The organism is Novosphingobium anseongense (assembly GCF_037482895.1).
GTDB lineage: Bacteria > Pseudomonadota > Alphaproteobacteria > Sphingomonadales > Sphingomonadaceae > Novosphingobium > Novosphingobium anseongense.
The window spans coordinates 549,680-570,978 of the sequence record NZ_JBBHJZ010000001.1 but is presented as its reverse complement, the minus strand read 5'-3'; the positions used below and the strand labels follow the sequence as shown (position 1 = coordinate 570,978).

The 21,299-nt window shown below is 66.6% G+C and carries 18 protein-coding genes; 8 read left to right on the top strand and 10 right to left on the bottom strand.

Annotated features, from left to right (window positions below; genetic code table 11):
• Window positions 1-3: 3 nt before the first annotated feature.
• Window positions 4-1,422: an aldehyde dehydrogenase family protein gene (locus WG901_RS02755; protein WP_339585485.1), complete on the top strand. Its 1,419-nt coding sequence runs from the start codon at window positions 4-6 to the stop codon at window positions 1,420-1,422.
• Between the two features lie 105 nt (window positions 1,423-1,527).
• The gene (locus WG901_RS02750; protein ID WP_339585484.1) at window positions 1,528-2,040 is read left to right on the top strand and encodes a hemerythrin domain-containing protein; all 513 of its coding nucleotides are present in this window, start codon (window positions 1,528-1,530) and stop codon (window positions 2,038-2,040) included.
• A gap of 40 nt (window positions 2,041-2,080) precedes the next feature.
• Here the strand turns inward: WG901_RS02750 and WG901_RS02745 are convergent, their stop codons facing one another.
• The gene (locus WG901_RS02745; RefSeq protein ID WP_339585483.1) at window positions 2,081-2,947 is read right to left on the bottom strand and encodes an alpha/beta fold hydrolase; all 867 of its coding nucleotides are present in this window, start codon (window positions 2,945-2,947) and stop codon (window positions 2,081-2,083) included.
• A 372-nt stretch (window positions 2,948-3,319) separates the two neighbouring features.
• Window positions 3,320-5,137, bottom strand: a complete 1,818-nt coding sequence (gene lepA, locus WG901_RS02740) for a translation elongation factor 4 (RefSeq protein ID WP_339585482.1) — start codon at window positions 5,135-5,137, stop codon at window positions 3,320-3,322.
• Window positions 5,138-5,273: 136 nt separating this feature from the next.
• Here lepA and WG901_RS02735 point away from each other — a divergent pair, with 136 nt between their 5' ends.
• The gene (locus tag WG901_RS02735; protein ID WP_339585481.1) at window positions 5,274-6,068 is read left to right on the top strand and encodes an SDR family oxidoreductase; all 795 of its coding nucleotides are present in this window, start codon (window positions 5,274-5,276) and stop codon (window positions 6,066-6,068) included.
• A gap of 61 nt (window positions 6,069-6,129) precedes the next feature.
• On the opposite strand, the gene WG901_RS02730 is transcribed toward WG901_RS02735, so the two are convergent.
• The 6 genes from WG901_RS02730 to WG901_RS02705 form a co-directional block, all read right to left on the bottom strand.
• On the bottom strand, window positions 6,130-6,891 hold the full coding sequence (locus WG901_RS02730) for an SDR family NAD(P)-dependent oxidoreductase (protein ID WP_339585480.1): 762 nt from the start codon (window positions 6,889-6,891) through the stop codon (window positions 6,130-6,132).
• A 117-nt stretch (window positions 6,892-7,008) separates the two neighbouring features.
• Entirely contained in the window at window positions 7,009-8,931 is a 1,923-nt protein-coding gene (locus tag WG901_RS02725) for a CocE/NonD family hydrolase (protein WP_417602194.1), read from the bottom strand.
• Window positions 8,932-8,963: 32 nt separating this feature from the next.
• Window positions 8,964-9,953 (bottom strand): L-histidine N(alpha)-methyltransferase, encoded by a 990-nt coding sequence (egtD, locus tag WG901_RS02720; RefSeq protein ID WP_339585479.1) that lies wholly within the window; start codon window positions 9,951-9,953, stop codon window positions 8,964-8,966.
• 3 nt (window positions 9,954-9,956) lie between these two features.
• Window positions 9,957-11,189: an ergothioneine biosynthesis protein EgtB gene (gene egtB, locus WG901_RS02715; RefSeq protein ID WP_339586631.1), complete on the bottom strand. Its 1,233-nt coding sequence runs from the start codon at window positions 11,187-11,189 to the stop codon at window positions 9,957-9,959.
• 58 nt (window positions 11,190-11,247) lie between these two features.
• Complete coding sequence (locus WG901_RS02710; RefSeq protein ID WP_339585478.1) at window positions 11,248-12,621, bottom strand: class II 3-deoxy-7-phosphoheptulonate synthase; 1,374 nt, start codon at window positions 12,619-12,621, stop codon at window positions 11,248-11,250.
• Between the two features lie 159 nt (window positions 12,622-12,780).
• On the bottom strand, window positions 12,781-15,702 hold the full coding sequence (locus WG901_RS02705) for a M16 family metallopeptidase (RefSeq protein WP_339585477.1): 2,922 nt from the start codon (window positions 15,700-15,702) through the stop codon (window positions 12,781-12,783).
• 267 nt (window positions 15,703-15,969) lie between these two features.
• Here WG901_RS02705 and WG901_RS02700 point away from each other — a divergent pair, with 267 nt between their 5' ends.
• Window positions 15,970-17,364 carry an alginate export family protein gene (locus WG901_RS02700; RefSeq protein ID WP_339585476.1) on the top strand — a complete coding sequence of 465 codons (1,395 nt, stop codon included), beginning with the start codon at window positions 15,970-15,972 and terminating at the stop codon, window positions 17,362-17,364.
• Window positions 17,365-17,408: 44 nt separating this feature from the next.
• Here WG901_RS02700 and WG901_RS02695 read toward each other — a convergent pair whose 3' ends face one another.
• Together WG901_RS02695 and WG901_RS02690 are read right to left on the bottom strand one after the other, a co-directional pair.
• Window positions 17,409-18,098 (bottom strand): SDR family NAD(P)-dependent oxidoreductase, encoded by a 690-nt coding sequence (locus WG901_RS02695; RefSeq protein ID WP_339585475.1) that lies wholly within the window; start codon window positions 18,096-18,098, stop codon window positions 17,409-17,411.
• A 116-nt stretch (window positions 18,099-18,214) separates the two neighbouring features.
• Window positions 18,215-18,616 (bottom strand): response regulator, encoded by a 402-nt coding sequence (locus WG901_RS02690; protein ID WP_339585474.1) that lies wholly within the window; start codon window positions 18,614-18,616, stop codon window positions 18,215-18,217.
• 352 nt (window positions 18,617-18,968) lie between these two features.
• Between WG901_RS02690 and WG901_RS02685 the strand changes: the two genes are divergently transcribed.
• The 4 genes from WG901_RS02685 to WG901_RS02670 all read left to right on the top strand — a co-directional run bounded on the left by WG901_RS02685 (window position 18,969) and on the right by WG901_RS02670 (window position 21,262).
• Window positions 18,969-19,544, top strand: a complete 576-nt coding sequence (locus WG901_RS02685) for a NifU family protein (protein WP_339585473.1) — start codon at window positions 18,969-18,971, stop codon at window positions 19,542-19,544.
• A 5-nt stretch (window positions 19,545-19,549) separates the two neighbouring features.
• Window positions 19,550-20,170, top strand: a complete 621-nt coding sequence (tsaB, locus tag WG901_RS02680; RefSeq protein WP_339585472.1) for a tRNA (adenosine(37)-N6)-threonylcarbamoyltransferase complex dimerization subunit type 1 TsaB — start codon at window positions 19,550-19,552, stop codon at window positions 20,168-20,170.
• On the top strand, window positions 20,167-20,631 hold the full coding sequence (locus WG901_RS02675) for a GNAT family N-acetyltransferase (protein ID WP_339585471.1): 465 nt from the start codon (window positions 20,167-20,169) through the stop codon (window positions 20,629-20,631). Before tsaB ends, WG901_RS02675 begins: the two co-directional genes overlap by 4 nt.
• A gap of 187 nt (window positions 20,632-20,818) precedes the next feature.
• A complete protein-coding gene (locus WG901_RS02670; protein WP_339585470.1) occupies window positions 20,819-21,262 on the top strand; it encodes a Ros/MucR family transcriptional regulator in 444 nt (147 codons plus the stop codon).
• The last annotated feature ends 37 nt before the right edge of the window (window positions 21,263-21,299 follow it).

Below are 21,299 nucleotides of genomic sequence, written 5' to 3'. Positions count from 1 at the left end.
GTCATGCGCGAACATCTGCGACAGTTCATCGGCGGCGTCTGGGTCGAGAGCCAGGGCGGCACGCGCCACGAAGTGATCAACCCGGCGACCGAGGAAGCCTGCACCGTCATCACCCTGGGCACGGCGGCCGACGTCGACGCCGCGGTCAAGGCCGCGCGCGCCGCCTTCCCCGCCTTCGCCGCGACCAGCGTCGACGAGCGGCTGGCGCTGCTCGACCGCGTGATCGAGGTCTACAAGGCCCGCCTGGGCGACGTCGCCCAGGCGATCAGCGAAGAAATGGGCGCGCCGATCTCCTTCGCCACGGCCGCCCAGGCGCCAACCGGCATCGGCCACCTCAAGTCCGCGCGCAACGCGCTCGAGGGTTTCCAGTGGGAAGAGGAACTGCGCGGCGCGCGCGTGGTGCACGAGGCGATCGGCGTCGTCGGCATGATCACGCCGTGGAACTGGCCGATCAACCAGATCGTCGCCAAGGTCGCCCCCTGCCTCGCCGCGGGCAACACGATGGTGCTCAAGCCCAGCGAGGAATGCCCGACCAACGCGGTGATCTTCGCGGAGATCCTCGCCGAAGCCGGCGTGCCCGCGGGCGTGTTCAACCTCGTCAACGGTGACGGGCCGACCGTCGGTGCGGCGCTCTCGTCGCATCCCGACGTCGACATGGTCTCGTTCACCGGCTCGACCCGCGCCGGCGTGGCCGTCGCCCAGGCCGCCGCGCCCACGGTAAAGCGCGTGCACCAGGAACTCGGCGGCAAGGGCCCGAACCTCGTCCTGCCCGATGCCGACATCGACACCCACCTCGGCAAGATGCTCTCGGGCATCGTCGCCAATTCGGGCCAGACCTGCATCGCGCCGACCCGCGTCATCGTTTCGCAGGGCCAGAAGGCCGATATCGAGGCTTTCGCCAAGAAGATGTTCGACGCCACCCCGGTCGGCGATCCGGCGCAGGAGGGCGGCCACATCGGCCCCGTCGTCAACAAGAGCCAGTTCGACAAGATCCAGGCGCTGATCCAGTCGGCGATCGACGAGGGCGCGACCCTGCTCGCGGGCGGCACCGGCCTGCCGGAGAGCGTCAACCGCGGCTACTACGTCAAGCCGACCGTCCTCGCCGACGTCACCCCCGACATGCGCATCTTCCGCGAGGAGACCTTCGGCCCGGTCGCGACGATTTCCACCTATGCGACGCTCGACGAGGGCATCGCGCTCGCCAACGACACCGAATACGGCCTCTCGGCCGCGGTCACCGGCGACCCCGAAGTGGCCAAGGGCGTTGCCCGCCAGCTCCGCGCGGGCCTCGTCGGCGTCAACGCCTGGGGCCCGGTGCCCGACGCCCCGTTCGGCGGCTACAAGCGCTCGGGCAATGGCCGCGAGGCTGGGGTCTGGGGGCTGCGCGACTTCCTCGAGGTCAAGTCGATCGTCGGCGGCTAAGGTCCGGGCACTTCGACCCGGGAACCTAGCAAGTCTGGCAGGCATTCTTCCAGCAACGACAAAGGCCCGCCGCGCAAGGCGGGCTTCGTGGAAGGAGAATACCCGATGGCTGCCGCCAAACCCGAATTCACCGACGCCATAGCCCTGCTCAAGGCCGATCACCGCAAGGTCGAGGACCTGTTCGAGCAGTTCGAGAAAGCCAAGGACGCCGCGCGCCAGCAGAAGCTCGCGACGCAGATCTGCAACGAGCTCAAGATCCACACCGCGATCGAGGAAGAGATCTTCTACCCAGCCTTCCAGGGCAAGATCGAGGACGACACCCTGGCCGAAGCCTATGTCGAGCACGACGGCGCCAAGGTGCTGATCAACGACATCATGGCCGGCTCGCCCGACGACGATTACTACGCGGCCAAGGTCAAGGTGCTGTCCGAAGAGATCACGCACCACGTCAAGGAAGAGGAAATGCCCTCGGAGAGCATGTTCGCCCAGTGCCGCAAGACCGACGTCGACCTCGTCGCGCTGCGCGACCAGATGCTCGCCCGCAAGGAAGAGCTGCTCGCCCAGGCCGAAGGCGAAGGCCTGCCCGCCGCCGAACTGCGCGTGCTCCACACCGCCTGATAGCCCCGCGGCGCCGCCACCGGGCGGCGCCGCGCTGGCCTCAGCGCTTGGCGGTAAGCTCGAGGATCTCGGGCGCCAGCTTCTGCCAAGAGATGAACAGCGAGTGGCCCTTGCCCGATGCGGTTTCGGCCGCCTGGTAGTTCCACTCGTCGTCGCGCCACGGCGGATCGCGGAACTCGCTCTGCGGGATCAGGCGGTGCACCCATTCGCTGGTCGTGCGCGTGTGCGACAGGTCGCTGGTATGGCTGCGATAGACCAGGGTCGGCATCGTCAGCCGCGCGAAGTCGACCGGCTTCATCCCCGGCACCGGCGTGATGTCCGAAGGCACATAGGCCGCCGCCCAACGCTGCATCACCTCGATGAACTGGCGCGGATCCTGGCTGCGGATGAATTCCTTGGCGGTCGGGCTCATCGCGAAGTTCTCGGCCCAGGAGGTCGCGTTCATCACGGCTTCCATGCCGCCGACCGAAGCCAGCGAACCGGCCTCGCCCGCGTAATAGGTCGCGAGCTGCATGAGCCCGATGGGCTCGCCGCTGATCCACCACAGCGCGAGGTGCGAGCATATCTCCGGATCGCGCGCCGCCGCCAGCATCGACACGCGGCTGCCGCCCGAACCGCCGATGATCGCCGTCGGCCCGAGGTCGAGGTGCCGGATCAGGCCCGACAGCGCCTCGGCCTGCATCTCGCTCTCGCTCGCGCCGAGCAGGCAGGCGTCGGACTTGCCGCAGTTTGGCCGGTCGTAGATCACCGCGCGACGGCCGCCCTCGGCCAGCTTGAGCGCGAATTCGCGGATGCCCGGCGTGTCCATGTGGAAACGCCCGCCCGGCGTCAGGATGACGGCCTGGGCGCCCTCGGGTCCGTGGACCTCGTACTCTATTCCCAGGCCATTGATTGTCGCGCGTGGCATTTGATTCTCTCCCGTGATGGCTGATTTGCGCGGCACCTTTGACCGACCGGACAGGCGCCGCAAGGGGAAAAGAAGCGAATACGATCTTCGCTGTCCTACAGGGTCATGTTCATGGCATGTTCCCGAAGCCCATCCCCAACCCGAGAGCCCGCGTCGAACGACACCTCGGCGACGACAACAGACATCGCCCTCATAAAGACCGTCCCGTCACCCCGGATCAAGCCCGGGGGTGACGGGAGCAGGTTTGGGGAATGAGGGCGCGAGGGCGATGGCCCTCGCATTCGCTGCCGCTTCCATCGCGCTGCGGCCTCGTCAGGCGCGATGCGCCATGCGCACCAGCTTTTCAGCCCCCGTTCGCTTAAGCGCCTTCGGTCACTCCTCGCCCATCCGCAGCGCCGCGATGAAGGCCTCCTGCGGGATCTGGACGTTGCCATATTCGCGCATCCGGGCCTTGCCCTTCTTCTGCTTGTCGAGGAGCTTCTTCTTGCGGCTGATGTCGCCGCCGTAGCACTTGGCGGTCACGTCCTTGCGCATCGCGGCGATGGTCTCGCGGGCGACGACCTTGCCGCCGATCGCGGCCTGGATCGGGATCTTGAACAAGTGCCGCGGGATCAGGTCCTTGAGGCGTTCGCACATGTGGCGGCCGCGTTCCTCGGCGACGCCGCGGTGGACGATCATCGACAGCGCATCGACCGGCTCGTTGTTGACGAGGATGGACATCTTGACGAGGTCGCCCTCGCGCAGGCCGATCTGCTCGTAGTCGAAGCTGGCATAACCGCGGCTGATCGACTTGAGGCGATCGTAGAAGTCGAACACGACCTCGTTGAGCGGCAGTTCGTAGTTCACCTGGGCGCGACCGCCGACATAGGTCAGCCCGGTCTGGATGCCGCGGCGGTCCTGGCAGAGCTTGAGGATCGAACCGAGGTATTCGTCGGGGGTGTAGATCGTCGCCTTGATCCACGGCTCGTCGATCTGCTCGATCCGGCTGGGATCGGGATAGTCGGCCGGGTTGTGCAGCATGATCTCGCGCGCGTCGTCGGTCTTCGATTTGCGCAGTTGGATGCGGTAGACCACCGAGGGCGCGGTGGTGATCAGGTCCAGATCGTATTCGCGCGTCAGGCGCTCCTGGATGATCTCGAGGTGGAGCAGGCCGAGGAAGCCGGCGCGGAAGCCGAAGCCGAGCGCGGCGGAGCTTTCCATCTCGAAGCTGAACGAGGCGTCGTTGAGGCGCAGCTTGGCGATCGATTCGCGCAGCTTCTCGAAGTCGGCGGCGTCGACCGGGAACAGGCCGCAGAAGACCACGGGCTGGACTTCCTTGAAGCCGGGCAGCGCTTCGGCGGCGCCCTGCTTGACCGTGGTGATCGTGTCGCCGACCTTGGCCTGGGCGACTTCCTTGATCTGCGCGGTGATGAAGCCGATCTCGCCGGCGCTGAGTTCGTTCAGCTGTTCGAGCTTGGGCGTGAAGCAGCCGACGCGGTCGATCAGGTGTTCGGTGCCGCCGGCCATGAACTTGACCTGGAGACCCTTCTTGATGACGCCGTCGATCACGCGGACGAGGATGACGACGCCGAGGTAGGGGTCGTACCACGAGTCGACGAGCATGGCCTTGAGCGGGGCCTTGTCGTCGCCGCTGGGCGGCGGGATCTTGGCGACCACGGCCTCGAGGATCTCCTCGATGCCGATGCCCGACTTGGCGCTGGCGAGCACGGCCCCGGAGGCGTCGATACCGATGACCTCCTCGATCTCGTGGCGCACCTTCTCGGGCTCGGCCGCGGGCAGGTCGATCTTGTTGATGACGGGGACGATCTCGTGGTCGTGCTCGATCGACTGGTAGACGTTGGCCAGGGTCTGGGCTTCCACGCCCTGCGCGGCGTCGACGACGAGCAGCGCGCCTTCGCAGGCGGCGAGGCTGCGCGAGACCTCGTAGGCGAAGTCGACGTGGCCCGGGGTGTCCATGAGGTTGAGCTCATAGGTCTCGCCGTCCTTGGCCTTGTAGTTCAGCCGCACGGTCTGGGCCTTGATGGTGATCCCGCGCTCTTTCTCGATGTCCATGTTATCAAGGACTTGCGCCGACATCTCGCGCTCGGTCAGGCCGCCGGTGAACTGGATCAGGCGGTCGGCCAGGGTCGACTTGCCATGGTCGATATGGGCAATGATGCTGAAATTGCGGATCTTCGAGCGTTCGGTCATCCCGCGCCCTTAGCCGCATCGGAGAATACTGTCAGCCCCCGCCCCAGCGATAGAATGCGCGCAGCCTTCGACATGTCGGAAACGTTGAGCTACCCGCGTGGCGAGTTCTGATTCGTCCAGAAACCGGGAGGTTTGCATGAAGATCGACAATACCATCGCCGCCGTCGTCACGGGCGGCGCCTCGGGCCTCGGCCGCGCCAGCGCGCAGGCTCTCGCCGACGCCGGCGTCAAGGTCGCCGTGTTCGACATCAGCGAGGAAGCCGGCGAAGCCTTCGCCAAGGAAATCGGCGGCGTCTTCTGCAACGTCAACATCATGGACGAGGCCAGCGTCGAGGCGGGCTTCGCCAAGGCCCGCGCAGCGCACGGCCAGGAGCGCGTCGTGGTGCACTGCGCGGTCGTCGCCGGCGGCGGCAAGACCGTCTCGTTCGACAAGACCACGGGCGGCTACAAGCGCACCGCGACCGAGCAGATCGCCAAGTCGGCAGAAGGTATCTTCACCGCCTCCTACCGCGTCGCCTCGATCGCCGCGCTGGGCATGGCCGGCGCCGAGCCGCTCAACGACGACGGCGAGCGCGGCACGATCATCTTCACCTCGTCGGCCGCTTCGCAGGACGGCCAGATCGGCCAGGTCGCCTATGGCGGCGGCAAGGGCGCGGTCAACGCCATGGTCCTGCCGATGGCGCGCGACCTGATGGACCTGGGCATCCGCGTCAACGCGATCCTGCCCGGCACTTTCGCGACGCCGCCGATGCTGCGCGTCAAGGAAATGAACGAGGCGGTGTTCGATGGTCTGGGCAAGGCCGTGCCCTTCCCCAAGCGCCTCGGCAAGCCCGAGGAGTTCGCCTCGCTCGTGCTCGAGCTGACGCGCAACACCTACTTCAACGGCCAGCTGATCCGCCTCGACGGCGCGATCCGCATGCCCCCGAAGTAAGCGCGGGCCACATCGCCGGAAGATCGAGGGGCCGCGCGCAAGCACGGCCCCTTTTTTCGTGTCAGGTGATCGAGAAACCGGCGTCGACGCAGATCGTCTGGTTGGTGACATGGCGCGCCATCGGCGTCGCGAAATAGAGCACGGCCGAACCGATGTCGCGCGGCTCGCACATGCCGAGCGGTGGGCGGCGGTTGCCCGGGCCGATCGGCGGCGGACCCTCGGCACCGATCGCGCCAGGCGTGCCGACCCCGCCGGGCAGGACGGTGTTCACGGTGATGCCGTGCTCGGCGAGCTCCATCGCCGCGGCCTGGGTCAGCGCCGCGAGCGCGCCCTTCGAAGCGAGATAGGCCGAGAGCCCCTGAACCATCTGACCGATCAGGCCCGAGCTGGCAACGTTGATCACGCGCCCGCCCTGCCCCGCCGCGACCATCGCCTTGGCCAGCTCGCGGATCATCAGGAACGGCCCGCGCGCGTTGACCGCATTGTTGCGGTCCCAGTGCCTGACACTGCCTTCGAGCAGCAGCTCGCGATGCTGCAGTCCGGCGTTGTTCACCAGGATCCAGGGCGCTCCGTGGCGCTCGACCACGTCGGCGCAGGCGGCGATCACCGAAGTCTCGTCGCCGAGATCGACCGCGACCGAGGCCGCCTGATGTCCAGCACCTTTGAGCGCGTCGGCCTGCGCCGCGGCGCGCGTCGCGTCGATATCGGCGATCACCACCGTTGCGCCAGCCTCGGCCAGCAGTTCGGCAATGCCGACGCCGATGCCACTGGCGCCACCGGTGACCAAAGCCACCCTGCCGGAAAGATCGAATGCCTCAGCCATTACTCATCCCATCCTTCATGTCCCGCGCCGCCTGCCCGGTTTCTTCATGCGGCTGCCAGATTCTTGACAATATTCCTCTACGCGCGCGCCCGATCGCTGCGGCTTCGAATTTTCGGCTCAGTCCTTGGCCACCGGTAGCCACACGGCGCTCGCCGCATCGCCACCATGGAAGATCGTCTGAGTCGCCTTGGCATAGTCGCCGGGCTTGGCATCGAAGACAACGGGAACCCAGGTCTGCGGATTGCGCTCGTAGACAGGGAAGAGGCTCGATTGCACCTGCACCATGATCCGGTGCCCGGGCAGGAAGACGTGGTCGACGTTGGGCAGCGACCACTGGAAGGTATAGGGCTTGCCCGGTTCGAGCGGCGCCGGGTTCGAGAAGCCGCCGACAAAGCGTCCGCGGAATATCTCGATGCCGATCGGCAGCTGATAGCCGGCCATCTCGGCCTGCCGCGTATACTCGCGCGGGTAGACGTCGATCAGCTTGACCACCCAGTCGCTGTCGCGCCCGCTGGTGGCGGCGTGCAGCTCGACGCGCGGCGCGCCCTTGATATGGAGCGGCTTGTCGAGCACCTGCGTCGTATAGCTGAGCACATCGGGGCGGCCGTCCGCGAAGCGCTGATCCTGGACCAGCCAGGACTTCCAGTCGTCGCCGTCGAGAAACACCGGCCGCGAACGCATTGGTACGGGCTTTGCCGGATCTGAGACGTATTCGTCCGAGCCCGCTTCGCCCGGCTTGGCGAAAGACAGGCCGAACCGCGACGACAGGTAAAGCGGCTTTTCGGTCCCGTCGGGCCAGCGTTGCGAAACCTCCCAGCGATCGGCGCCCGTCGCATAGGTGACGACCGGCGGCGTGTCGCAGGGCGGCGCATTGGTCTTGAGATGGCAGTCGAGGAAGGGCTTCATCCAGCGCTTGCGGAACTGCAGCGCCGTATCGCCCTCGAATTTCAGCGCGCCGAGGCTCGAACCGTCGTAGTTGACCCCCGAATGACGCCAGGGTCCGATCGCAAGGTGGACGAGGCTGTTGTCGGGATCCTGGGGCTTGAGCGCGCGATAGACCGCCGGCGCACCGTAGGAATCCTCCTGGTCCCATTGCCCGACGACGAGCATGACGGGCACGGTCAGCTTGCGCGCCGCGAGCAACTTGTCGAGCGCCTGGCCCTGCCAGTAATCGTCGTAGTTCGGATGCTCGAGCACCTTGCGCACCGCGGGCAGATCCTCGAGCCCCCACTTGCGCGCGAGCTCGCGCGTCGATCCGGTCTCGAGATAGGTCTCGTACTCGTCGACCGAATTGCCGACAGGCATCGGCCCGCCGCCGCGCGTCGCGGTCTGCGCGAGCAGATAGTCGAAGCCGAGCGGGCGGAAGGCGCCGTTGTGGAACCAGTCGTCGCCGATCCAGCCATCGACCATCGGGCTCTGCGGCACCGCCGCCTTGAGCGCCGGATGCGGATCGACCAGCGCCATCAGCGCGGTGAAGCCCAGATAGGACGAGCCGATCATGCCGACCTTGCCGTTGCTCTCGGGCAGGTTCTTCACCAGCCAGGCGATCGTGTCGAAGGCATCGGTCGAGTGGTCGACGCGCGACTTGTTGAGCGGCCCGCGCAGTGGCCGGGCCATGACGTATTCGCCCTCGGACCGGTCCATGCCGCGGACGTCCTGATAGACGCGGATATAGCCGTCGTCGACGAACTCGGCGTCGGCGATCGGCAGCACCTCGGTGATCAACTGGCTGCGATTGCGCATGGTCGTCGCGCCGGAATTGTAGGGCGTGCGGCTGAGCAGGATCGGCGCGTCGCGCGTGCCCTTGCGATAGACGATGACCGTGAAGAGCTGGGTGCCGTCGCGCATCGGCACCATAACCTCGCGGCGGACGAAGTCGGCCTGCGGGCGCACCCAATCGTAGGTGCCGATCTTGTCGTTGCGGATCGGGTCGGTCGCTATTGCTGCAGCGTTGGTGGTATTATTGTGCGCAGCAAAAGCCGGCGAAGCGGCGGCGAAAATCGCGAGGAGCAGCCCGGCGAGTCTGTTGCGGAAGTTCACCCCGACAAGGCTTAACCCGCGCATCGCCACGGTCAAGCGGTCATGAGCCCCGCATCGGCGCGCGCCAGCAGAACCATAAAGCGACGCTCGCTGTCGTGGAAATGCGCGAAGGGCGTCCAGTGCCCCGCCAGCAGGAGCTGCGTGGCGCTGGCCAGATCGTATTTATGACTGTTCTCGGTGTGGATCGTCTCGCCCGCACGCATCGAAAAATGCTGCGCACAAATATCGAACGCGATATCGCGCGAGGCCTCCAGATGCATCTCGATGCGGGCACGTTCGACGTTCCACACGATCTTGTGACGCAGCGCGTCGATCGGAATGGTGCCGCCGAGCTCACGGTTGATCCGCGTGACGAGATTGAGGTTGAACGCCGCGGTGACGCCGGCGCCGTCGTCATAGGCTTCGACGAGGACCTGGCGATCCTTGATCATGTCCATGCCGATCAGCAGCACGCTGCCGTCACCCAAGGTGGCCCGCATCGCGCGCAGCAGATCGACCGCTTCGGCCGGCGCAAGATTGCCGATCGTCGACCCCGGGAAGAAGCCGAGCACCGGCCGGCCATCCACCGCGTCGGGCAGATCGAGCGGATGGGTGAAGTCACCCTCGACCGGCACGATCGGCAGGTCGGGATAGCGGCGGGCCAGCGGCTTGCAGGCCTCGCGCAGGAACGCGCCCGAGATGTCGATCGGCACATAGGCGGCCGGTGCGATGCAATCGAGCAGCAGCGGCGTCTTGGTGGCGCTACCCGCGCCGAACTCGACCACGGCGCGCCCCTCACCCACCGCAGCGCCGATCTCGCCGCACTGGTTAGCGAGGATCTCTATCTCGGCCCGCGTCGGATAGTATTCGGGCAGCCGCGTGATCTCCTCGAACAGCTCGCTGCCGCGCAGGTCGTAGAACCAGCGCGCCGGGACCACCTTCTGCCGCTGGCGCAGGCCCGTGAGAACATCGGCGCGGAATTGGTCGCGCAGGCGACCGGCGGGGCGTTCTTCGATCAGATCCTGCTCGAACTGCGTCGCCATGCGTCAGAGATCCTTGGCCAGGCGCAGACCGGTGAACTGCCAACGCTGATGGGGGTAGAAGAAGTTGCGATAGCTGGCGCGAGAATGGCCGCGCGGCGTGGCGCAGCTCGCACCCTTGAGCACGAACTGGCCGCTCATGAACTTGCCATTGTATTCGCCAACCGCGCCTTCGGCCGGCCGGAAGCGCGGAAACGGCAGATAGGCCGAGCGCGTCCACTGCCAGCAATCGCCGAAGAGGTCGGGCGAGCCCGAGGGCATGATCGCTCCGGCCGCGTCGAGCTGGTTGCCGGCGGCGGGATCATGGCTCTGGCCGATCGCTTCCCATTCGAACTCGGTCGGCAGCCGCGCGCCGGCCCAGGTGGCGAAGGCATCGGCCTCGTAATAGGAGACATGGGTGACCGGCGCCGCGGGATCGCGCTTCTGCCAGCCGGCGTGTCCGAAGGCCTCGTCCTCGTGCCAGTAGAGCGGCGTCGCGACCTTGTCATGCTGCACCCAGGCCCAGCCGTCCGAGAGCCAGAGCGACGGCGTGCGATAGCCGCCCTCGACGATGAAGGCCTGCCACTCGGCATTGGTGACGAGACTTTCGGCGAGAGCGAAAGGTTCGAGCAGCACGCGATGCGCCGGCCCCTCGTTGTCGAACGCGAAGCCTTCGCCAGCATGGCCGATGCGGGCGATGCCGCCCGGATGATCGATCCAGGCCTCGGCCGAAGCGAAAGCGCTGACCGACGGCGGCGCGGCATAGGCCGGCCCCAGCGGATTGCTCCACAGCGCGTGCTTGATGTCGGTGAGCAGCAGTTCCTGGTGCTGCTGTTCGTGGGCGAGGCCCAGTTCTATCAGGTCCTTCAGATCGGACCGTTCGAGCAGAGCCGCCATCGCCGCGTCGACATGCGCGCGGTAGGCCAGAACCTCGTCCAGGGCGGGCCGCGCCAGCATGCCGCGAGCGGCGCGCGGATGGCGCGGGCCTTCGGCTTCGTAATAGGAATTGAAGAGGAACGGCCAGCGCTCGTGGAACAGGCGATAGCCGGGCAGATTGTCGCGCAGCAGGAAGGTCTCGAAGAACCAGGTCGTATGCGCGAGGTGCCATTTCGCCGGCGAAGCATCGGGCATCGATTGAAGCGTGGAGTCCGCGTCCGACAGTGGCGCGACAAGCGCCGCGCTGAGTTCTCGCACGGAGCGATAGCGCTCAGCCAGTCGAGGCCCTCCCCCTATGTCCTCCCGGATCGCGCCACCATGCATACGAAAGCCTAACACGCAGAGGCGTGTTAGGCTCCCATTATATACCTATTTCCTGACCTTATGCCGCCTGCTTGGTCCGCTCGGTCGCCTCGAGATTGAGCATGTCGGCGATCAGGAAGGCCAGCTCGATCGACTGCGCGGCGTTGAGACGCGGGTCGCAATGCGTGTGGTAGCGATCGGCCAGCGCCGCGTCGGTAATGGCGACGGCGCCGCCCGTGCACTCGGTCACGTCCTGGCCGGTCATCTCGATATGGATGCCGCCCGCATGCGTGCCCTCGGCGCGATGGACCGCGAAGAAGCCCTTCACTTCGGTCAGGATGCGGTCGAACGGCCTTGTCTTGTAGCCCGAGTCCGACTTGATGACGTTGCCGTGCATCGGATCGCAGGACCAGACCACCGGATGGCCTTCGCGCTGCACCGCGCGTACCAGCTTGGGCAGGCCATCTTCGACCTTGTCGTGGCCGAAGCGGCTGATGAGCGTCATGCGGCCGGCTTCACGGCCGGGATTCAGCGTGTCGAGCAGCTTGAGCAGCGCGTCGGGCTCGAGGCTCGGCCCACACTTCATGCCGATCGGATTGCCGACACCGCGCAGATATTCGACATGGGCCGAACCCTCGAAGCGCGTGCGATCGCCGATCCACAGCATGTGGCCCGAGCAGTCGTACCAGTCGCCCGTCAGCGAATCGCGACGCGTCAGCGCCTGCTCGTACTGCAGCAGCAGCGCCTCGTGGCTCGTGTAGAACTCGGTACCCTTGAGCTGCGGCACGGTCTCGGGATCGATGCCGCAGGCCTGCATGAAGTCGAGCGCCTCGCCGATGCGATCGGCCATGTCGCTGAACTTCTTGGCCCAGGGGCTGCGACCGATGTGGTCGAGCGTCCAGCGATGGACCTGGCGCAGATTGGCATAGCCGCCGTGCGCAAAGGCGCGGATCAGGTTCAAGGTCGCGGCTGACTGGCTGTAGGCGCGCAGCATCCGCTCGGGATCGTTGCGACGCGATTCCGCGTTGCCTTCGGAGCCGTTGATGATGTCGCCGAAGTAGCTGGGCATCTCGATCCCGCCGACGGTCTCGGTCGGCGCCGAACGCGGCTTGGCGAACTGGCCGGCGATGCGGCCGACCTTCACCACCGGCTGCTTGCTGGCGAAGGTCATGACCACCGCCATCTGCAACAGCACGCGGAAGGTGTCGCGGATGTTGTCCGGATGAAACTCGGCGAAGCTCTCGGCGCAGTCGCCACCCTGGAGAAGGAAGCCCTTGCCGGCCGCCACCTCTGCGAGTTCGGCCTTGAGCGCACGCGCCTCACCGGCGAACACGAGCGGCGGAAACTTCGTCAAGGTCGCTTCGACCTCGCGCAGTTTCGCGGAATCGCCATAGACCGGCAGATGCCGAGCCTCCTGCGCCTTCCAGCCCTCGGGTGTCCAGTTACTCGCCACGTCAGAGCACTCCCATCAAATGCAAGCCGCGCGCATACAGCCGGCGCGCACCAATTGCAAAAGCTGGATTTCTGCCGACCGTGATCGGAGTCGCGCTGCAACCGGGCGGTTGCAAGCGGTACCGGTCCAGGCAGGGGCGGATGCCCCTGCCGCACCTCATCAACGCGCGGCCGGCGTCGGCGCCTGACCGGTGGCCTCCTGCGGCAGGACCGAGAGCTTCCACGCCTTGCCCGGCTGCAGATACTTCGCAGCAAGGGCCTGCATCGCTTCGGGCGTCGTCACCGTGTAGTCGCGCAGGATCGTGCGGATCGCCCCCAGGCGGCTCGGATCGGCGGTCGCGCCTTCGAGCTGGTACATGAAGAAGGCCGCGCTGGTCGAAGCCCGGGTCACGCGCTGGCGCATCGGCTCGATCACGCGGCCCAGTTCATCGGCCGTGACCGGGCGTGCGACCAGATCCGAAGCGATCTCCTGCGCCGTGGCGAAGAAGGCCGGTACCGCATCGGGCTGGAGCTGCGCCAGCGCGGTGATCGAACCGCCGCTGTCGAGATCGAGCGGCCAGGACGAATAGACCTGCGGCGCATAGGACGCGCCGAGCTTCTCGCGCATCGCGTCGAGCAGGCGGTTGGTGAAGAGCTGCGTGAGGAGTTCGAGCTGGCGCGCCTCGGCAATACCGGGCGAACCACCGCCGGTCGGCCAGGAGATCACCGCCGCGGCCTGATTGTCGTCACCACGATGGGTCAGGACCACGGGCTGAGCTGTCGGCGCAGGCGAACGCGCACTGGCCGGCGCGGTATCCTTGGGCAGCGGCGGCCGTGCCTTGAGTGCACCGAAGGTCCGTTGCAGCGCGGCCAGGGTCGCTACGCGATCGAAATCGCCGTAGATCTGGACCTCGATCGGTCCATTGGCGAGCGCGCGCGACCAGACCTGGCGGAAGCCTTCGGGCGTGGTCTTCTCGATCTCGGCCGGCGACGGCGTGTGGAACCGCGGATCGCGATCGCGCTGAAGATACTTGAGATCGCGCTCGAGCACGCCCTGCGGCGAAGTCTCGTAGGTCTCGTACTGCAGCTGCGCGGCAGCCTTGGCGCGACGCACGGGATTCACGTCCCAGCGCGGCATCGCGAACTTGGCGGCGAACAGATAGAGCTGGTCGGCCAGGTCCTGCTGACGCGTGTCGGCGGAGAATTCGAAGGCGGCGTCCTCGACGTTGAAATCGAAGCCCATCTTGCGCCCGGTCGAGATACGGTCGAGCTCTTCCTGGCCGAGCGTACCCTCGCCCGAACCGACGAGCGCCATCTGGCCCAGCGCGACATAAGGCGCGTCGCCCGCACCGAAAGCGCGATAGCCGCCGCCGAAGCGGACCTTGACCGCGACGCGGCCGGGCTCGTCCTGGGTCGGCCAGATCAGCGCCTTGACGCCATTGGCGAACTCGACCTGCTCGATGCCGAGCAGACCCGTCGGCGCCAGCGCCGTGACGCGGCCGGGCTCACCGATCGGCGGCATCTCCTCGAACTTGATCGGCTTGCTGTTGGCCAGGCGCACGCTGGCATCACCCGCGACTGGCACGGACAGCGCCTGGCGAAGCGAGGCCGCGTCGCCCTCGCCCGCCTTGGGCGTGACGAAGACCGCGCGGGTCACGGCGCCCTTGAACAGCGCGCGCGTGTGCTCGAGCACGGCCTGCGGCGTGAACAGCGGCTTGGACTTCTGGAAAATCTCGAGCACCGCCTCCGGCGCAGCGACGGTCTCGCGGATGTCGAGCGCGGTCACGAGGTCGTCGGCGACCTTGGAGCCGGGCAACAGGCGACGTTGCTCGACCGGGCTCGTGAACGCGACCTCGACTTCGGCCACTTCACGATCGATCTCTTCCTGCGTCGGCGCGGTCGCCAGGGCATCGGCGATCACCGCGCGCACTTCCTTGAGCGCGGCCTGCCAGTCGGCGCCGAGCGGGGTCACCGCGACGAACGTGCCGTCGACCGAGCGGCTGATGTCGTTCTGGCTGACCTGCGCGACCAGATAGGAACCGCCCGCGCGCGCCTTGCCCTCGAGCCGGCGGTTGATCACCGCCTGGGCCAGGCTGTCGATCATCAGCCCCTGGTTGTAGACGATCGTGTCGTTGACCGGACGCCAGGGCCGCAGGATCGCATAGGAGATTCCGCGCGGCAGGTCGGGCTCGACCAGGACCTGCGTCTCGCCCACCGGATTGGCCGGATCGCCGTCCTTGGGCGCGACCGGATCGCCGAAGCTCGGTGCCGGAATCGGCTTGCCGGAGACCTTCCAGCTCGAGAACCACTTCTTGACCAGCGCGGCGCTCTCGGCCGGCTCGATGTCGCCGGCAACGATGACGACGACGTTCTCGGGCCGGTACCAGCGCGAATGGAAGGCACGCACGGCATCCTGGTGCGCGCCGTTGAGCGTCGCCACCGTGCCGATCGGCGCGCGGGCGGCCAGAGGCTGCCCCGCGTAGAAGGTGCGTCGCGTCGCTTCCTGCACGCGCTGCCCGGCGCCGCCGCGCTCGCGCATCTCGGCGAGGACGATCGGCACTTCGGTGCGGATGTTGGCTTCGCTCAGAGTCGGCGCGGTGACCATGCCCGAAAGCAGCTTGAAGCTCTCCTCGAGCGAAGCCGGCGTGGCATTGGGCAAGTCGAGCTTATAGACCGTCTGCGTCGGCGTGGTCTCGGCATTGGTGTCGTTGCCGAAGCTCGCGCCGAGCCGCTGCCAGGTCGGGATCGCCTCGCCGTTGCCGAGGTATTTCGACTGACGAAACAGCAGATGCTCGAGCAGATGCGCGAAGCCCTGTTCGCTATCCTGCTCGTTCAGCGAACCGGCATCGACGCGAATGCGGATCGAGACCTGCCCCGGCGGGACGCCATTCTTGCGCGTGGCATAGCGCAGACCGTTCGCCAGTTCGCCGAAGTTCCATTCGGTATCGGGCGGAACGTCGCTGTTCTTGTAGAGCCAGCCGGCCGCCTTCTGCTGCGCGGCGGTACGCGGTGTCTGGGCGGGCGCGGGTATCGCGGCCGGGAGCACCAGGAGCGGGATCAGGCAGGAGGCGAGCGAGCGGGAGAAGCGCTTGGAAAAGGTCATCGGGCTCCGGTATAGGGTCGGTGGGGATGAAGGGCCAGTGAATAGGCGGCCCCAGTGAAAATCCTGATCCCGGCGAATGTTGCGAAAGATTGCGGTCAATCCCGCAACACGACAAACAGCGAATTAACCAAGTTCGGCGATAGCGCGTCCGTCGGCTCTCAAAGGCCGACCAGCGAAGCACTGCCCGGTCACCGCGTGATCCGGGCGGGATGCTTTCGTCATGGACGGCTGCCGCGTCGATCGCAGATGAATTACGGAGTGAACCGAATGCCTCGCAATGCCGCAACCTTGCTCTCTGCCGCAGGGCTCGCCCTGGCAGTCTGCGCGAATTCCGGCATGGCCGTGGCGAAGGATGCCGATCCGGTGACGCTCCAGGCGCTCATCGACAATCCCGAAGACTTCACGCTGACCGCGAACAGCCGCCTACGTTACGAAACGCTCGACGGACAGGCCCGCGCCGGCTTCCGTTCGGAGGAGGATCTGGTGAGCCTCCGCACGATCGTCACGGCCGACTATCGCGCCGGCAATCTGCGTTTCGGCGCCGAACTCTGGGACAGCCGGGTCTTCGGCATCGACCCGGGCGGCGTAGTGGGTCCGAACGAGGTGAACACCTTCGAAATGGTCCAGGCCCATGCCACGCTCGCCCTGCCCGACGCGCTCGGCAAGGGCAGCACGGCCTCGCTGCAGGCCGGACGCATGATGCTCAACATCGGTTCGCGCCGCCTGATCGCGGCCGACGACTATCGCAACACGACCAACGGCTACACCGGCCTGCGCGCCGACGCGAAGCTCAAGGACGGCACGACGGCCACCGCGCTCTACGTCCTGCCGCAGATCCGCCTGCCCGAAGAGCTGCCTTCGCTCCGCCGCGGCAAGGTCCAGATGGATCGCGAGAACTTCGACACCCAGCTCTGGGGCCTGTTCGTCGCCCGCCCCAAGGTGATCGGCCGGACCATGGCCGAACTGGCCTATGTCGGCTTCGCCGAGCGCGACGGACCGGGCCGGCTCACGCGCGACCGCAAGCTCGCTTCGTTCAGCGCGCGTCTGATGGCCGATCCCAAGCCCGGGCAGTTCGACTTCGAGGTCGAGGGCGTCCGCCAGACCGGATCGATCAGCAGCGGCACGGCACTTACCGCCAGCAAGCTCGACGTCTCGGCCTGGTTCGCCCATGCCGATGTCGGCTACTCCTTCCCCGGCAAGCTCAAGGCGCGCCTCTCGGTCGAGTACGATTACGCCAGCGGCGATGGCCCGGGCGGCAAATATGGCCGCTTCGATACGCTCTATGGCATGCGCCGTGCCGACTTCGTGCCCTCGGGCATCTATGCCGCGGTCGGACGGGCGAACATCAGCACACCCGGCGTCCGGTTCGAGGTCGCCCCCGGCAAGCGCTTCGAAGGCTTCGTCGCCTGGCATCCCATGTGGCTGGCCAACAGCCGCGACAGCTTTTCCACCTCGGGCGTCCGCGACGCCACAGGCGCTTCGGGCGCCTTCGCCGGCCACAACGTCGATGGGCGCCTGCGCTGGTGGGCGATTCCCAAGCGCCTGCGCGCAGAAATCAACGCCAATCTGCTGCTCAAGGGACGCTTCCTGCGCGACGCGCCCAACGCGCCGCGCACCGGCAATACGCGCTATCTCGCGACGGCGCTGACCGCGTTCTTCTAAGCCAGGATCGACGGGTAAGCCAGGACGACCGGGCGCGACGACCGTCAGCCGCCGCGCGTCACCGGGATCAACGCGCCGGTCACGCCGCGCGCCGCCGGTGAGGCGAGAAACAGGATCACGTCGGCGATCGCCTCGGCCGTCACCCACTGGCTGAAGTCGGCGTCGGGCATGTCCTGGCGGTTGGTCGGCGTGTCGATGATGCTCGGCAGGATCGCATTGACCGTCACGCCGCTGCCGGCCAGTTCCTCGGCGAGGGCCTCGGTCAAGCGATGCACGCCCGCCTTCGACGCGGTGTAGGCGCCCATGCCCATCCCGGCCTTGATCGCGGCGCCCGCGCCGATGTTGACGATCTGACCGCCGCCGGCCGCACCCGCAGCCTTGAGCGCCGGCAAGGCCAGCTTGGTGATCGTCGCATTGGTCATCAGGTTCATCGCCTGCATCTTCGCCCAGGAATCGAGGCTACCGCCCTCGAGCGTCTCCCAGGTGAAACCACCGGCGACGTTGACCAGCACGTCGATCCCGCCATGCGCTTGCGCGACCTTGTCGAGCGCGGCCTGCGTGGCATCGGCATCGGTCAGATTGACCCCGCCGATGTCGAGCGTACCGGCTAGCGACTCTGCGGCGGCCGCGGCGAAGTCGACGCGCGCCACCTTGTCGCCCCGCGCGGCGAAAGCCGTCGCCACGGCCTGTCCCAGAACTCCGAATCCGCCGGTAACGATGATCGAACGCGCCATGTCGTGAATCTCCTTCGGCGCGCAGCCTTATCGCGGGTTCGTGTCCTTGGGAATTCGTCGCGACCGCCAAGCCGGTTGATCGCCCAGGCGGCGTCAGGCCCTTAAGCTGGTGCGGGCTAGCGCGAGCGGGTCAGCATCGCCCGCAGGTCGGACGCAAGCTTGAGCGGATGGAACGGTTTCTGGATCACACCCAGCACCTCTCCGCGCGGATCGGTGAGTCCCTTGGGCATCTGGCGCGGCAGTAGCGAAGCGGTCATCAGAACGGTCTTGATCCGCTCCAGCCCCGGGATGCCGCGCAGGCGATGGTGCAGGTCGATCCCCGACATGGCGGGCAGACGGATATCGAGCAGCGCGAGATCGAAGGGCTCCTTGTTGTCATGAAGACCCTCGAGCGCATCTTCGGCCGAGGGGAACGTGGAAACGACGAAACCGGGGTCGAGGCCCAGCGCCGCCTTCACGATCTCGCGGAGATCGGGTTCGTCCTCAACAAAGAGCGTGCGTACCGTAGCGTGCGTCATGTCGTTTTTCCGACCGCCTCAATCAAGCAGGGCTTTGATGTGAGCATGACGTGGTTTCTGTTACGCTAAGACAAGACTCGGTTCGTCTCCGTAATACGCCATACCGTCGCGCTAGCCCACAGCATCGCGCCAACAATAGCATCCGCATCGGTGGGAAATCTGCCTGGGACGATTTCGACCCATCTCTGCACGGGCTTGCGCGCATACCCTACAGACATCCTGAAGGCAGCCCGAAACTGGCCGTACGATCACTATGCTTGGCCGCCGACCTCCCCGATCCGCGCCAGGTTCCGTGCGATCGGGGACTCCATGAACTTGACCCGCCTCGCAGGTTGCCTACATGCAGGGAACCATGTTCATCGAAACCGAAACCACGCCCAATCCGGCCACGCTCAAGTTCCTGCCCGGCGAGCCGGTCATGACCGCGGGCACGCGCGAATTCACCAACGAGGAAGATGCCGAGGCCTCGCCGCTGGCGGGCGCGCTGTTCTCGCTTGGCGACGTCACCGGCGTGTTCTTCGGCCGCGACTTCGTCTCGGTCACCGCCGGCGAAGGTGTCGACTGGAGCGCACTCAAGCCGCAGGTCGTTTCGGTACTGCTCGACCATTTCGTGTCGGGATCCCCGCTGTTCGCAGGCGGTGACGCCAGCGGCATCGCGGTTCCGACCGAGGACGACGAATTCGCCAGCGATCCCGCCGACGCCGATATCGTCGATCAGATCAAGGAACTGATCGAGACGCGCGTACGCCCGGCTGTCGCCAACGACGGCGGCGACATCATCTATCGCGGCTTCCGCGAGGGCGTCGTCTATCTGACGATGCAGGGCGCCTGCGCGGGCTGCCCCTCGTCGAGCGCGACGCTCAAGCAGGGGATCGAAGGGCTGCTCAAGCACTACGTCCCCGAAGTGACCGAAGTCCGCGCCGCCTGAACTCCGTGCGCCTGACTCTCGCGATCGACAGCGCGACCGAAGCCTGCTCCGTCGCCCTGTTCGATGGCGACACTCTCATCGCCGGCGAGTTCCGCATGCTGAACCGCGGCCATGCCGAACAGCTCGTGCCGATGATCGCCGCACTGCCGGGCAAAGGCCGCGCCGACCGGATCGCGGTCGCGCTCGGCCCGGGTAGCTTCACCGGCCTCCGCGTCGGCCTCGCCGCGGCGCGTGCGCTCGCTTTCGCCTGGCAGGCCGAACTCGTCGGCTATCCCACGCTCGACCTCGTCGGCGCCATGGCGCGTGATCGTCACCCCGGCCCGGTCGCGGTCGCCATGACCGGCGGCCATGGCGAATGGTTCGTCCAATCGTTCGACAACGACGGCACGCCGCGCGCGCCGCGCGCGTCGCTCACGCCGCAGGCAGCCGTGGCAGCGGCCAGCGAAAACCTCGTCGCAGGCAGCCAGGCCGAAGCCCTGGTCGCAAACCGCGGCAGCGGCGAGGCGCTCACACTGTGGCCAGACGCGCGTGCCCTGGCACTGCTGCCCAGCACGGCGATAACCGCCGAGGTGCATCCGCTCTATGGCCGCGCGCCCGATGCAAAGCTTCCCCAGGTGCGCGCATGAACGCTCCGATCGACGATATCGACCGGCTGATGGCGGTAATGGCCGAAGCCTTCGACCCGGCCTATGGCGAGGCCTGGACCCGTCGCCAGGTCGAGGACGCCCTGGTCATCGGCAATTGCCATTACGAACTGATCGCCGGCGACGGCGGCGCTCCGCAGGATGGCGCGCCGGTAGCCGGCTTCTTCCTGTCGCGCTATGGCTTCGAGGAAGAGGAGTTGCTGCTTTTCGCGATCGCCCCCACCTGGCGCCGACGGGGCCTGGGGCTCGCCCTGCTCGATCGCTTCGCCCGCTCGGCACGGGCGCGCGGCGCGGATCGCCTGCTGCTGGAGATGCGCCGCGGCAATCCCGCAGAATTTCTCTATCGGCGCTTCGGTTTCCTGCCGATCGGCGAAAGACCCAATTATTATCGCGGCCCCGACGGCCAGGCCCTCGATGCTATCACTTTCGCCTACAGCATCTGATTAACGCCCGATGAACTGCAGTATGACGTCAATCTTCAGCCAGGTTACTTGACCGGCAAAAACATCGTCCAGACATGTAATTTGGCTTGAGTCCGACCATCGCTTGGTTCAAGGCGGCAATAGTGCAAACAACCGCGATTGTGTCCACTTGAACACAGTAGCCGCCAAGTATAAATCCGAGGATCGCATGGAAACGCCCCAAAACGACATGAACGAAACGCTGATCACGCTGACGTCGGACATCGTCGCCGCGCATGTCAGCAACAATAGCGTCTCGGTCGACGATCTGCCCTTGCTCATCACCAATGTTTATGGGGCGCTCGCCGGCCTGGGGCAGGCCGCCCCGGTCGTGGAAAAGGCGCCCGAGCCGGCCGTCTCGATCCGCGCCTCGGTCAAGCCCGATCACATCGTCTGCCTCGAGGACGGCAAGAAGCTGAAGATGCTCAAGCGCCACCTCATGACGCACTACAATCTGACGCCCGATCAGTATCGCCAGCGCTGGAATCTGCCGGCCGACTACCCGATGGTCGCCCCGAGCTACGCCGAGAAGCGCCGCGACCTCGCCAAGAAGATCGGCCTCGGTCGCAAGCCGGGTCCGCGCCGCGGCCGCAAGGCAGCCGTGAAAGTCTGAAACCTTTCCCCGCGGGTTGTGGATCGCGCCCCACCCG